14 protein-coding genes are annotated in these 12,472 nt (G+C 41.6%); 9 read left to right on the top strand and 5 right to left on the bottom strand.

All coding sequences use genetic code 11. The annotated features are described in order from the left end of the window. Nucleotides 1-2 precede the first annotated feature (2 nt). A complete protein-coding gene (locus tag GDK41_RS13670) occupies nt 3-212 on the bottom strand; it encodes a hypothetical protein (protein WP_152086931.1) in 210 nt (69 codons plus the stop codon). Nucleotides 213-507: 295 nt separating this feature from the next. Between GDK41_RS13670 and GDK41_RS13665 the strand changes: the two genes are divergently transcribed. After that, nucleotides 508-1,068: a phosphoribosyltransferase gene (locus tag GDK41_RS13665; protein WP_152086930.1), complete on the top strand. Its 561-nt coding sequence runs from the start codon at nt 508-510 to the stop codon at nt 1,066-1,068. 41 nt (nt 1,069-1,109) lie between these two features. Here the strand turns inward: GDK41_RS13665 and GDK41_RS13660 are convergent, their stop codons facing one another. After that, nucleotides 1,110-1,766 (bottom strand): Crp/Fnr family transcriptional regulator, encoded by a 657-nt coding sequence (locus GDK41_RS13660; protein WP_152086929.1) that lies wholly within the window; start codon nt 1,764-1,766, stop codon nt 1,110-1,112. Nucleotides 1,767-2,016: 250 nt separating this feature from the next. On the opposite strand from GDK41_RS13660, the gene GDK41_RS13655 reads away from it, so the two are divergent. Continuing rightward, nucleotides 2,017-2,232 carry a YgjV family protein gene (locus GDK41_RS13655; protein WP_152086928.1) on the top strand — a complete coding sequence of 72 codons (216 nt, stop codon included), beginning with the start codon at nt 2,017-2,019 and terminating at the stop codon, nt 2,230-2,232. A gap of 21 nt (nt 2,233-2,253) precedes the next feature. Here the strand turns inward: GDK41_RS13655 and GDK41_RS13650 are convergent, their stop codons facing one another. Continuing rightward, complete coding sequence (locus GDK41_RS13650) at nt 2,254-3,894, bottom strand: amidohydrolase (protein ID WP_152086927.1); 1,641 nt, start codon at nt 3,892-3,894, stop codon at nt 2,254-2,256. 106 nt (nt 3,895-4,000) lie between these two features. Between GDK41_RS13650 and GDK41_RS13645 the strand changes: the two genes are divergently transcribed. After that, nucleotides 4,001-4,501 (top strand): DUF1543 domain-containing protein, encoded by a 501-nt coding sequence (locus GDK41_RS13645; RefSeq protein WP_152086926.1) that lies wholly within the window; start codon nt 4,001-4,003, stop codon nt 4,499-4,501. A gap of 4 nt (nt 4,502-4,505) precedes the next feature. Here GDK41_RS13645 and GDK41_RS13640 read toward each other — a convergent pair whose 3' ends face one another. Continuing rightward, on the bottom strand, nt 4,506-4,715 hold the full coding sequence (locus GDK41_RS13640; protein ID WP_152086925.1) for a hypothetical protein: 210 nt from the start codon (nt 4,713-4,715) through the stop codon (nt 4,506-4,508). A gap of 231 nt (nt 4,716-4,946) precedes the next feature. Between GDK41_RS13640 and proB the strand changes: the two genes are divergently transcribed. The 6 genes from proB (at nt 4,947) to GDK41_RS13610 (ending at nt 11,238) form a co-directional block, all read left to right on the top strand. Then, nucleotides 4,947-6,047, top strand: a complete 1,101-nt coding sequence (gene proB / locus GDK41_RS13635) for a glutamate 5-kinase (RefSeq protein WP_152086924.1) — start codon at nt 4,947-4,949, stop codon at nt 6,045-6,047. Nucleotides 6,048-6,120: 73 nt separating this feature from the next. Then, complete coding sequence (locus tag GDK41_RS13630; protein WP_152086923.1) at nt 6,121-7,098, top strand: GGDEF domain-containing protein; 978 nt, start codon at nt 6,121-6,123, stop codon at nt 7,096-7,098. A gap of 46 nt (nt 7,099-7,144) precedes the next feature. Beyond that, nucleotides 7,145-7,510, top strand: a complete 366-nt coding sequence (locus GDK41_RS13625) for a glutaredoxin family protein (protein ID WP_152086922.1) — start codon at nt 7,145-7,147, stop codon at nt 7,508-7,510. Between the two features lie 97 nt (nt 7,511-7,607). Continuing rightward, on the top strand, nt 7,608-9,092 hold the full coding sequence (gltX, locus tag GDK41_RS13620; RefSeq protein WP_152086921.1) for a glutamate--tRNA ligase: 1,485 nt from the start codon (nt 7,608-7,610) through the stop codon (nt 9,090-9,092). 144 nt (nt 9,093-9,236) lie between these two features. Beyond that, nucleotides 9,237-9,929, top strand: coding sequence for a DUF3581 family protein (locus tag GDK41_RS13615; protein ID WP_152086920.1), 693 nt, complete (start codon nt 9,237-9,239; stop codon nt 9,927-9,929). Between the two features lie 79 nt (nt 9,930-10,008). Next, entirely contained in the window at nt 10,009-11,238 is a 1,230-nt protein-coding gene (locus GDK41_RS13610) for a DEAD/DEAH box helicase (protein ID WP_152086919.1), read from the top strand. 46 nt (nt 11,239-11,284) lie between these two features. On the opposite strand, the gene GDK41_RS13605 is transcribed toward GDK41_RS13610, so the two are convergent. Beyond that, the gene (locus GDK41_RS13605; protein ID WP_152086918.1) at nt 11,285-12,241 is read right to left on the bottom strand and encodes a methylenetetrahydrofolate reductase; all 957 of its coding nucleotides are present in this window, start codon (nt 12,239-12,241) and stop codon (nt 11,285-11,287) included. Between the last annotated feature and the right edge of the window lie 231 nt (nt 12,242-12,472).

Here is a 12,472-nt window from a genome sequence, read left to right as displayed (position 1 = left end):
TGTTAATGCTCGGGCTGTTTATTTGGTATTGAATAAAATACTAATAAAGCCACAAGCTGCAGAGGAGGAGCGACCGACAGTAGCAAGATTATAAATGAATCTTTTACTGGTGTTGCTCTATCTCCCCTAAGTAAAAAGTACGCTAATACGGGAAACAGTAAGCACAATACTGCGTAATATCCTACCCATCTTACATTTATATCAATTGGCATGCGGTCTACTCCTTGTTAGTTTGGTTGTGTTGAATAATCCATATTCATTAATTCACAGTGTAGATAATAATTCTGCTTAAACACAATTTAAAATACTGTGAGCGTATTCTCACAACTATTGGCATTTGTGCAGTTTCTTTTTATTGCTCGTGAGTATCAACACAAGCATTTTTTATTTATCTGGGCTAAAATAAGCGGTTATAACTTAAGCTGCTTTATGTGCTGTTTCGATCTTTCGGGAAGCTTTTGAAGTAGCGAATACACGACATTATTTGCATTCTCACGGGGTTTTTGTATGTCAGATAAGTGCTATATCACCGCACAACAATTGCTAGAAGATTCATTTCGTCTTGCTGCACAAGTTTATGAAGATGGCTTTCGTCCAGACTTTATTATTGGTATTTGGCGAGGTGGCGCGCCAATTGGCATCGCTGTACAGGAATATTATGACTACAAAGGCATTGAAACTGACCATATTGCCGTGCGTACTTCGTCGTATTACGGCATTGGTAAACAGTCAAAAGAAATTAAAGTACATGGTTTGCATTACATTATAGAAAATGCCAATGCGGGTGACTCGTTATTGATTGTGGATGATGTATTTGATTCTGGTCGCAGTATATATGCACTAAAAGAAAAGCTGGCAGAGCTAATGCGTCTTAATTTACCAAAAGAAATTCGTGTTGCTTGCCCGTATTACAAACCTAAGAATACGAAAGTGCCAATGAAGCCTGACTACTTTATTCATGAGTCAGACGAATGGTTGGTATTTCCTCATGAGCTATCAGGTTTGACGCCTGATGAGATCATCGAAGGTAAGTCTGATCTGCGCAATATTCAGGGGTTGTTTAAGTAACGCTTGTTTACACTAAGCTGGTGAGTTAACCAGCTTAGTTATTATATTTGTGCAAAGCTATCAACAAAATCTTGTAGTGCATCTAAATCTACCGGCTTTAATCCCTCGTTACTTCTCACGATAAGCCCTTTATCAACCAGTTCTGTTACAACGCGTCTGTAGGCTCGCTCAGTGGTTGCAAAGCGCTCTGCTTCTGCGTTGACTGTCGGGTAGGCTCGTAGCAACGTTGGATTGTTGTTTTCCGCTCTCAACAAGCAATCTTTGGCTATATTGTAACTCAAAGGTAGTAGCAACTTATCAAGGTTTATTTTTTGATTTTCTGCAAACTTGGCTGCGATGGTTTGCGCTGTATAAAGGCTTAGCTCAGGTTGGTCTAGCAACAGTTGACGCCAATGCTTCAGCTCAATTAAATTATATTGCACATCGCTCAAACAGGTTACTGTATAAATACACGGCTGGTTATTGAGCGCTTCTATTTCGCCTATGAGCGTATTGTTACAGTCTAGCTGTCCGAGCAGTAGGCGACGACCGTTGCCAACATCATAACTAAAAGAAACCGTGCCACTGCGTACTAAAATTAATTTAGTTAAAGGCTCGTCTTGGTGGATTAAGACGTCTTTTTTACTGTGTATAAACGCATTACCAGCAAAGCTTAGCAATTGTTCCACAAGGTTGGTTGAAAAATGATATTGAAACATCTAGATGGCTCTTCGGACATATGTCCTATTTATTAATATTGAATAAAGATAGCATGGCCTTAATGATTTTTATGCTAACTCACGCTTGCTATTGAGGTTTTCTCGTTTAGCCCCCCAATCCCGTGTTAGAGCTTACTAGGGTACTAATTTAAAGGGGTTTGTGAGTTAGTTTTTTTATTCTAGGCTTAAACCATACATACATCGTTATCACGCGACCCACTATGCTAACCCAACTTTTCGGAGAGAACAAATGACTTGGGAATATTTAGGTTATATCGCCTCTGTTTTTTTAGTGATCTCTTTAATGATGAGCAATGTGATTAAGCTACGTTGGTTTAATTTAACTGGGTGCGTGTGTTTTACAATTTATGGTGTAATGATCAGTGCGTGGCCAGTTGCCTTTACTAATGGACTACTGGCATTGGTAAATATTTACCATTTGTATAAGCTGCATAGAGCGCACTAACCGCTATGCAGCTCTTCTAGCCTAGCGCTGATAGACTAAGCGTCCGCCAAGCCAAGTTTGCATCACGTTTATCTCATCAATATCAGTTTTATCCATTTTAAAATAGTCTTTGTCGATTAAAATAAAATCAGCCCACTTACCTTTTTCTAAACTGCCTAACTTGTACTCTTGAAATGCGCTGTAGGCTGCATCAATCGTAAATGCGCTTAATGCCTGCTCTTTGTTTAGCTTTTCTTGAGCTCGCCAGCCCTTTTCAGGTTTGTCATCACGAGACATGCGAGTGATCGCTGCATGTAAACCAAAAAATGGGTTTGCTAATTCAACCGGAAAGTCAGAGCCAGCAGCTATTTTACTCCCCTGTTTTAAAAATGTTTGCCAAGCGTAAGCTCCGCGAAGTTGTTGCTCATTCAAGCGCTGCTCGGCCATATGCATATCTGATGTTGCATGGATTGGTTGCATTGAAGGGATAATGCTGAGTGTTTTAAACCTTGGAATATCGTCTGGATGAACTATTTGTGCGTGCTCTATACGGTTACGTAGCAGTTTGCCACCAACCGTTTTAAATATGTTCTCGTAGCTATCAAGCACCGTGCGGTTGGCTTTGTCGCCAATTGCATGAGTGTGTGCACTGTAGCCGTGAGCGAAACTTTGTTTAAGCAATGATTCTAGCTGCGCTTGTGTCTCTAACATGAGGCCCTTATGGTTTTTCCTATCATGGTAGTCTTCTAACAGTGCTGCGCCTCGGCTACCCAATGCGCCATCAGCATAAATCTTAACGCTGCGGATACTTAAAAAATCACCTTTGTCTTTGATTACGCCTTGTTTGAGCATTTCCGATAAGCGCTCATCGTCGGCGCTCAACATCGCATAAATTCTTAGTGGAAGAGTATGTTGCTCAGCGCGTTGCTGGTAAAGGCGCCAGGTTGCATACTCAATCCCTGCATCATGCGTTGATGTGATACCCAAACTGAGTAAGTGTTGGCCCGCTTTATTTAAAGCAAGTTGTCGTTGCTCTGGCGTTACGGGAGGAATATGACTTTTGATAAGTTGCTCTGCTTTATCAATGAAAATACCGCTTGGGTGTTGGTTTGATAGGCGAATTATTTCTCCGCCTGCAGGCGCCTTTGCATTTTTATCAACGCCAGCCAGTGCCATTGCTTTACTGTTAACCCATATAGCGTGCCCGTCTACTCGAGTTAGGACGACTGGCCGGTCACTAACATATTGGTCTAACTGTTTCGCGGTTGGGAACTGTTTATCTGGCCACAGGGTTTGATCCCAGCCTCTACCAATTAACCATCCTTTGGGCGCGCTCTTAGCGTATTCTCGTAGCTTTTTTCCAATGGCTGAGACTGATTTAAGGCCCCTGACATCTAACCTGAGTAAGTTGTTACCTAAACCAATAACATGGCCATGTGCATCGATTAAACCGGGTAACATTGTGTGGCCTTTGCCATCTATTTTAGTTGCCTGAGGGAACTCTTTTATAATGTCTTGTTCGCCAGTTTTTACGACTTTTCCGTCTTTAAAAACCAACACTTTAAATTCATTTAAATCTCCTTTTAGGGTAGGGGTGTAACCGTGAATATTATGAATAATTGTGGTTTGCGCATAGCTGATGGTGCTGCACAGTAAAATAGCAAGACTTGCGAACAGTTTCATGGTGGGCCTATTTTTATATTGTCATTATTACCCACCATAACTTAGTTTTAAGATTGACTCAAAATAATGATATGATTGAAGTTTGTTGTTAAAAGAGAAACTTACAATGCAGTTGTTTATGGTCTATTTAGGCGGTCGAGTGAATGGCTGCCATATTGAAATGCACGATGTACGTTTTGTGATTGGCGATAAAATTGAAGCTTGCTATCAAAAGTTAAAAGCACAATGGGTTGGTGATAAAGCCGCTGTGCATATGGACGCTTATGTTGCAATAAAGCATGTTGATGGGTATGAAGTAAGCTTGACTAAAAAGCGGCCTGAACACTCACTCAAACTGTACTTTGTAAACATGGGAGCGTATGTGCCAGAGCGCTTAGCTGAGCAGCATGATTTTGCTTTGTTTGTTGCACACAATACGCATGAGGCTAAAGCAAAAGCCAAACAACAGTTACTCAGTGGCATGAGCCACCTTCATAAAGACAACTTACATGATGTGGACGACTGCTTTGCCATTGACTTACTAGATGAACAGTACTTTATTGAGTTAAAGCCAAGTGGCAAAAACCAAGCTTTGTCACCGGATTGGTTTGGTTATCATATCCTGTGAGCATTTACTCGTGCTTATCTGCTTTTATCGCAATTTTAATGGCAATAAGCACAATGGCAAACATTAGAAATGGTAACGCTGCTAATGCATACTCTGCGATATGGCTGTCTTGGTAGTTGGGTTGTAAGATGTAATGCCCACCTATGCATAATAAGATAGTCACAAGTAAAAGTGGTAGCATGATCAGCTCTTTGCGTTTTGAATGTGTTTTCATGTATGTAATCTCCCGCCTATCAGTGTGATGCTTTTTTAGCAAACAATTATTGATGCTGATCATTAAAGTCATTTACGCGTTTTATTTATCACTTGATAAACCGTGCTTTTACAACGTGTAAGCCTTTAAAGTGACGTGCGATTTTATCATCATAGTCATAGATGAACAAAATTAACTTGTGCCACGCGCAGGCTTTGATATAACTGCTTTTTTAAATACTGGAATAGGGCTATGGGGCAGCAAATAATAGTAATAAAATTGGGAACTAGTGTGCTTACTGCGGGAGATGTTCACTTAAACAAACCGCGCATGGTTGAGCTGGTTCGCCAATGTGCTGAACTAAAAAAACAAGGTCATCAAATTGTATTGGTTTCTAGTGGGGCAGTTGCCGCTGGTCGTTCTCAATTAGCTCAGCCCTGTGGCGATTCTATTTCAGAAAAACAAATGTTGGCCGCAATAGGGCAAGGTCAGCTTATTCATTTATGGCAAACTTTATTTGCTCTGTACGATATTCCCGTTGCACAAATGCTGCTTACGAGAGCTGATGTAGAACATCGTGAACGATATCTAACGGCCAGAGACACCCTCACACAGCTGCTAAAACATCAAGTGATCCCTATCATTAATGAAAATGATGCTGTAGCGACTAGCGAAATTAAAGTAGGTGATAACGACAATTTATCTGCGATGGTGGCTATTTTAGCTAACGCAAGCAAGTTGATCCTGTTGACTGATCAGGTCGGTTTATTCACCGCAGACCCTCGTACTAACCCTGAAGCCGAATTAATTGCCCAAGTAAACCGTATAGATGATGACTTACGCGCATTGGCGGGTGGCAGTGGTACAACTTTGGGCACAGGCGGTATGGCAACTAAGTTGCAAGCAGCAGATATTGCGCAGCGCGCCGGCATTGAGACGGTGATAGCTAAAGGTAGTGAAGCGAATATAGTGCTAAAGGTTATGGCAAAAGAGGCACAAAGCACTACATTTATGCGTTTTGATGCCCCCGTTGAAGGCCGCAAAAAATGGCTTTTATCAGCGCCAAAGTCGACCGGAACCGTAATAGTAGATGAGGGGGCATGTCGAGCAATCGCTACACAAGGGGCTAGCCTATTAGCTAAGGGGATTGTTGCCATAACTGGGCAATTTGTAAGGGGGGATTTAATCACCGTCATGGATACCAGTGGACAGGCTATTGCTAAAGGATTGTGTGGTTTTTCAGATAGAGAGCTGGATACCATCAAGGGGTGCCATAGCGCTGAAATTGCTTGTGCACTGGGCTACAAAGCGTCCAGTGTTGTGATCCACAGAGATGATATGGTTTTATTATAAAGCCAGTTGAACGCATGCAAAATGAGCACCATACGCTAAGCTTATACTTACTGTGAATGAGGTGAGGAAGCCAATGAGTAAGGTCTCATCATGCGGGTATGAGTGGACAATTGAGCTTGTTTCGCAAAATAGTGAACATACCCTTGATAAGTGTTTAGCGATTATCTTATCAACCGTTTTAGGTAAAACTTGTTCGTTTGCGTTTTTCTTCAGCAAAAGTTTATCAATACAACAAGTGCCATGTTTAATCTTCACATCAAAACAGATGCCTTGTTGTGAACACATTGATGTTCCTTCACTTCTTGAGCGCTTAAACAAACTTAATCATGATGTGCAAGTGCTTAGTTTAGCTCAGATGCAAGTATTGCCAATACGCTATCAAGGCCTTGTGTTGGGGTTTTTGGTTGTGACCCAAAACACACTCATATCTAATTCAGAGCATAACGTGCTCAGTCATATACTTAATATTTATGTGCATCAGCTAGCCACTTTACAATACGCACGGATCGATCCACTTACACAACTATTAAACCGGCAAACATTTGATGAAAAGGTGTTAGAAATTGTCGCAGGAAAAGAAGCATGGTTGGTCAGAGAGCACTGCAACGACATATGTTGGTATCTAGCAATGGCAGACATCGATCACTTTAAACTTGTTAATGATACTTACGGTCATGTGATTGGTGATGAGGTGATATTGCTGGTGGCACAGTTGTTAAAAAGCAACTTTCGTATTGGTGACTATGTTTTTCGATATGGCGGAGAAGAGTTTGCAATGGTGTTTCCGTGTAAAAATGAAGGTGAAGCACTTGATAAGTTAGACAATGTACGAGAGGTGATTGCATCAACGCGCTTTCCACAAGTGAATAATGTCACAATTAGTTTGGGCGTGACAGAAATAAATGAAGGGGTACAAGTATCTGATTACGTTGACCGTGCAGACAGAGCGCTCTATCACTCAAAGTCAGTTGGCCGTAATCGTGTAACCGCATTTTCTAGTTTAAATTACGTAGACAAAGTGCAGCAAACTGGCGATATTGAATTGTTTTAGGCTGTGTTATTATAGCGCCCATTAAAGTTTATTAATGGGAGCGAACATGAAGTTTATACGTTGGTTTTTGGGGCGCATTATATTGTTGCTTGATTTTATATTTACTCCACGTGGCAAAAAGCGTCCTTCTGATGAGCAAAAAAGGTTAGACGCTCATACGCAAAATTTGAAGCTGTATCAATTTAAAGCGTGCCCCTTTTGTGTCAAAGTTCGTCGTGCTATTAAGCGACAAGGGCTTAAAATTGAAACTCGCGATGCGAAAAATAACCCGCACTTTAGAGATGAACTTGCGAAGCAAGGGGGGAAAGTCAAAGTGCCTTGTTTGCGTATAGAGCAGGACAACCAAGTTACTTGGCTATACGAATCAAGTGATATTGTAAACTACCTTGAAAAGCTCGAGCAAGCCGCATAATTTAGTCCACTATCTACGTGTGAGCGTTTGAGTTACTAAGCGGTTATGCTAGCATAACCGCCCATCATCTATTGTCAGAAATTTAAAGAGAAACACCATGACTATCCGTACTCGTGTTGCCCCTTCACCTACGGGTGATCCGCATTTAGGTACCGCTTATATTGCCCTTTTTAACTACTGTTTTGCTAAACAGCAAGGTGGGGAGTTTGTTTTACGTATCGAAGATACTGACCAAGTACGTAGTACACCAGAGTCAGAACAAGCGATTATGGATAGCTTACGTTGGTTAGGCCTAAATTGGGATCATGGTCCCGATGTTGGCGGCGAGTTCGGCCCTTATCGCCAGTCTGAGCGTAGCGATTTATATAAAAAATATGCGCACCAGTTAGTTGCACAAGGTAAAGCGTTTTACTGTTTTGCAACCGCAGAAGAGTTGGATGAAATGCGCGAGCAGCAAATGGCAGAAGGCTTGCGTCCTAAATATGATGGCCGTGGTTTATTGCTAAGCGAAGACGAAGTTAAAGCCAACCTTGATGCTGGTAAGCCTTATGTTATTCGCATGAAGATCCCAGAGGAAGGGACCTTCAAGTTCAACGATTACCTACGAGGCGAAATTGAGATCCCTTGGGAAAACGTTGATATGCAGGTGCTGCTAAAAGCAGATGGCTTCCCAACGTACTTTTTAGCCAATGTAGTGGATGATCATCATATGCAGATCAGCCATATTTTCCGTGGTGAAGAATGGATCAACTCTGCGCCTAAATTGCTAAAGCTTTATGAAGATTTTGGTTGGCAGCCACCGGTGCTTGGGCATTTACCACTATTGCGTAACCCAGATAAATCAAAGCTATCTAAACGTAAGAACCCAACATCAATCAATTACTACAAAGAAATGGGCTTTTTACCAGAAGCCGTGTTGAACTACCTAGGCCGTATGGGCTGGTCAATGCCTGATGAGCGTGAAAAGTTCACTTTAGCTGAAATGATTGAACATTTTGACATGAAGCGTGTGTCATTGGGTGGCCCTGTATTTGATGTTGATAAGCTAAGTTGGTTAAACGGTCTTTGGATCCGTGAAAACTTAACAGACGAAGAACTTATTCAGCGCTTTGTTGATTGGAAGTTTAATGCTCAAACGCTTGGTCGTATCTTGCCTGAAGCGAAAGCGCGTATAAATACGTTATCTGATCTGGTTGACCTTGCGGGTCACTTTGTAGGTGGTATTCCTGAATATGATCCAGCGTTATTAACGGCAGGTAAAGCAGAGGAAGAAACGGTTCGCCAAGCGCTGCAATTTTTTATATGGCAATTAGAAGGTTTACGTAGTTGGAACAAATCGGAGATCTTTACGATTGCCAAAAGCGTTGCGACTTTCCATGAATTAAAAATTAAAGACTTCCTTGAGCCTATTTTTGTTGCGATTACTGGAAAGCAATCTTCAACATCGGTCATTGATGCGATGGAGATCTTAGGTTCAGATCTGTCGCGTGCTCGCCTACGTGTCGCGTTAGCGCACATTGGGGTATCTAAAAAGCAGGCAAAGAAACTCGAAAAAGCTTATAGAGAATTTCCAGAGTCATAATCTACGTTTATGATTACTAAAAGAAAAAGCCGCATAACTTAGTATGCGGCTTTTTTATTATGCATAAAATTAAACAGATATGACCTCTAGTTAGTAATATTCTGCTAACATAGCGCGGTTTTATAATCATGAAAGAAAAGGTTTATGTTAAGTCAATTTTACCAACAAGAAGGTGATCAGGTTGTGATCTCTCGCCAGCAAGGCAGCGAATTTGCAAAGCGTGTGGCTGATGATTTTAACCCTTTGCATGATGTTGATGCGAAAAAGTTTTGCGTACCAGGAGATTTATTATTTTCTTTGGTATTAGCACGTTACGGCGTGAGTGAAAATATGCACTTTACCTTTGCTGGCATGGTTGATGAAACTTCTAAACTCGACTTTCCAGTCGGTAGTGAAGCATTTGATATTACTTCTGACGCTAAGGTGATGTTGAGTGTTAAATGTGATGGAGAAAACAACGCGTGTCAAAGTTTGGTAGAGAGCTTAACAAAAAACTATGTTGAGTTTTCTGGTACGACATTTCCTCATGTGATTATTCCTCTTATGGCAAAACAGCAGGTGATGATTAATCCTGCTCGCCCCATGGTCATTTATGAGTCAATGGCCATTCATCTAGATAGATTGGATGTAAAAGAGCTGAAATTAGAAGCCGATACCCCAGAGTTCAACTATGAAGGTAAGCGTGGAAAAATTATTTTACGGTTTAACTTGTTTAGTGAAGGGGTTAAAGTAGGGCGCGGAGAAAAGCATATGGTGGTATCAGGGATCCGTGCTTATTGCCAAGACATGGTCGATGGTTTAATCGCATATTACAATGACCGAAAGGCGACCTTATAGCCTCTGATATATCAAGCGCGCATCCAAAGCGCGCTTTTGCTATACTCGCCACAATCTTCGTTTAGCAGCAACATTATTCATGTCATTTCAAACATTTCAACTGGCTGATGAGCTTAATCAGGCGCTCGAACAATTAAGTTTTGTAAACCCTACTCCAGTTCAAGAGCAGTGTATTCCACCATTGTTATCAGGGGTTGACTTAGTTGCAACGGCACAAACGGGTACGGGTAAAACGGCAGCGTTTATGTTGCCAATTTTACAGCACTTGTTGTCAGAGCCTGAACAAAAGGGAGTTGTGAGAGCATTGGTTGTAGCGCCCACTAGGGAGCTTGCCCAACAAGTGGCGCATAACACACAAAGTTACGGGCAATATACCGGGCTGAAAGTCGCTTGCTTGTATGGCGGCGCTAAAATTGGGCCACAAGAAAAGGCCGTTAGAGCTGGTGTTGATGTGGTGGTAGCAACGCCAGGGCGATTGTTAGATCACTTAATAAAAGGCACTTTATCACTTGGTGACGTGAAACACTTAGTTTTTGATGAGGCTGACCGAATTTTGGATATGGGCTTTATTGGCGAAATAAAGCGTATTATGCGTCATTTGCCAGCAAAGCGACAAACATTGCTGTTTTCTGCCACGATAGATGAACAAGTACAAACACTCGTTAAGCAGTGGCTAAATGAGCCAAAACGCATCAGCATAGATAAAGAAAACAGTGCGGCGCAAAAAGTAGAGCAAGTATTTTATGCAGTTGATGAAGACAGAAAGCGAGAGCTGATGTCTTATCTGATTGGAAAAAATAACTGGCAGCAAGTATTAATGTTCACTCGTACCAAGAGTAAAGCCGATGAGTTGGCCAAAGAGCTTAATAAAGATGGCTTGGCAACGTTGGCTATTCACGGTGATAAATCGCAAGGCGCCAGAGATAAAGCGCTGAGTCAGTTTAAAGCAGGTAAAACGAGAGTGCTGGTCGCAACGGATGTTGCAGCCAGAGGCATAGATATTATAGATTTAGATTATGTGATCAATGCAGAGCTGCCATATGTTGCGCAAGATTATGTGCATCGCATAGGGCGCACAGGGCGTGCAGGTAAAACAGGGCATGCGATTTCGTTAGTGAGCATTGATGAGCAGTGGTTACTAGAAGAGATAGAGGTGTTATTAGATGAGCGCCTCACGCCACAATGGTTGCCAGGCTACGAGCCTGATCTGACTAAAGAGCCCAAAGACAATCGTAAAAATACGAATAAATCACGAAAACAAAGAGATAAGAAAAAAATATTAAACAAACGCTCATCAAGGCGTAGGTAATAAAGTGTTGCCACTAAAAAAAGCACCTAAGGTGCTTTTTTGCGTTTTAAGCAATCTGCTTTTCGGCAAGTGTCAGTTCCATCGTGGCTTTGAGCAAACGATATAAATTGATTGAAGCATCAATTTCTTCTTTGCGGTTGGTTAAGCTTTCGATATTTAGCCCAAGAGGCACGTTCAAATGTGCACAGCTTTTTAAAATCTGGTCGAGGCTTTCTTTACAGATCCGAATCGACTCACTCAAAGAATTGTCGGCATCTAAAATACGCCATTGGGTTGCTTCTGGGACTGATATGCCAAGCCACTGCATAAACTCAAGTGTCTTTTGCCCACCGCACGGTGTAAAAGTTAAGATAATGCGCTTGGGTGTTTGTCCTTGTTGGCGACAAGAGCGTGCATAGCTGGTGATCAAATCAACGGTGGCTTGTGCATTATAAACCGCCTGAGAGATAAAAAACTCACACCCTTGTGTGGTTTTGTCTAGCAAACGCTCGTGCTCATTGCGCTTACTAGCATGACGCTCTGCAATCGTGACACCACCGAGAAAGAACTCATCTTTATGCTCGCTCAGTGCCTGATAAGCATCTGATAGGCTGAGCTTAATGTCGCCTTCAGATGAAGGGCTCCCCACAAGTACTAAGTTTTTTAAACCGAACTGATGTTTAGTGTTGGTTAACCATTCACTGAATTCACTCGCTTCACGTTGTGCAACGCTTTTGTAAGTGATCACATCTAAATTAGATAATTTATGAATTAGTTGGCTGTACTCACATGGGTCAACGGTGTGTTTAAACGGAAACGGACGAGGCACTTGAGTACGGCTACTTTCATCTTGAATATCGTAGATAACCACGCCATCGTATTCGATTTCGTGTAAACGAGCGAGTAGTTTTGTCGCGATGTTTTCAAGCTTTTCTTTGTCAGTGCCAACTTTTGGTGGCGTTGTTCCAATTAGGTATACCCCTTGGTTGGGGTCTAGTATTTTCTCTTGCAGTGATAACGCCATGATCCTCATCCCAGCTCAATGTATGTCGATAGGGGATAATATAGCAGCCATTTAGACGTCTAGATAGATTTTTTTAGTGAAAGATATTCAATTAGTATGAATTAATTTCAAGTTGAAGCGCTTTTTAAGCGGTGTTCACACAAATTTATTTACATAATTTTGTCTTAAGAAGCGCCCTTGGCCTTGAAAAGTAATGCATAATGGCTCAGCTTTAATCGTCTTTTGATTACA

The organism is Pseudoalteromonas sp. A25, assembly GCF_009176705.1.
Lineage (GTDB): Bacteria > Pseudomonadota > Gammaproteobacteria > Enterobacterales > Alteromonadaceae > Pseudoalteromonas.
The sequence above is the reverse complement of the archived record's forward strand: the minus strand, read 5'-3'. Positions and strand labels throughout refer to the sequence as shown.

Bases quoted from the DNA above. Each gene is read 5' to 3' on its own strand.
- GDK41_RS13670 (WP_152086931.1), bottom strand. From the start codon at position 212: ATGCCAATTGATATAAATGTAAGATGGGTAGGATATTACGCAGTATTG.
- GDK41_RS13665 (WP_152086930.1), top strand. From the start codon at position 508: ATGTCAGATAAGTGCTATATCACCGCACAACAATTGCTAGAAGATTCA.
- GDK41_RS13660 (WP_152086929.1), bottom strand. From the start codon at position 1,766: ATGTTTCAATATCATTTTTCAACCAACCTTGTGGAACAATTGCTAAGC.
- GDK41_RS13655 (WP_152086928.1), top strand. From the start codon at position 2,017: ATGACTTGGGAATATTTAGGTTATATCGCCTCTGTTTTTTTAGTGATC.
- GDK41_RS13650 (WP_152086927.1), bottom strand. From the start codon at position 3,894: ATGAAACTGTTCGCAAGTCTTGCTATTTTACTGTGCAGCACCATCAGC.
- GDK41_RS13645 (WP_152086926.1), top strand. From the start codon at position 4,001: ATGCAGTTGTTTATGGTCTATTTAGGCGGTCGAGTGAATGGCTGCCAT.
- GDK41_RS13640 (WP_152086925.1), bottom strand. From the start codon at position 4,715: ATGAAAACACATTCAAAACGCAAAGAGCTGATCATGCTACCACTTTTA.
- proB (WP_152086924.1), top strand. From the start codon at position 4,947: ATGGGGCAGCAAATAATAGTAATAAAATTGGGAACTAGTGTGCTTACT.
- GDK41_RS13630 (WP_152086923.1), top strand. From the start codon at position 6,121: ATGAGTAAGGTCTCATCATGCGGGTATGAGTGGACAATTGAGCTTGTT.
- GDK41_RS13625 (WP_152086922.1), top strand. From the start codon at position 7,145: ATGAAGTTTATACGTTGGTTTTTGGGGCGCATTATATTGTTGCTTGAT.
- gltX (WP_152086921.1), top strand. From the start codon at position 7,608: ATGACTATCCGTACTCGTGTTGCCCCTTCACCTACGGGTGATCCGCAT.
- GDK41_RS13615 (WP_152086920.1), top strand. From the start codon at position 9,237: ATGTTAAGTCAATTTTACCAACAAGAAGGTGATCAGGTTGTGATCTCT.
- GDK41_RS13610 (WP_152086919.1), top strand. From the start codon at position 10,009: ATGTCATTTCAAACATTTCAACTGGCTGATGAGCTTAATCAGGCGCTC.
- GDK41_RS13605 (WP_152086918.1), bottom strand. From the start codon at position 12,241: ATGGCGTTATCACTGCAAGAGAAAATACTAGACCCCAACCAAGGGGTA.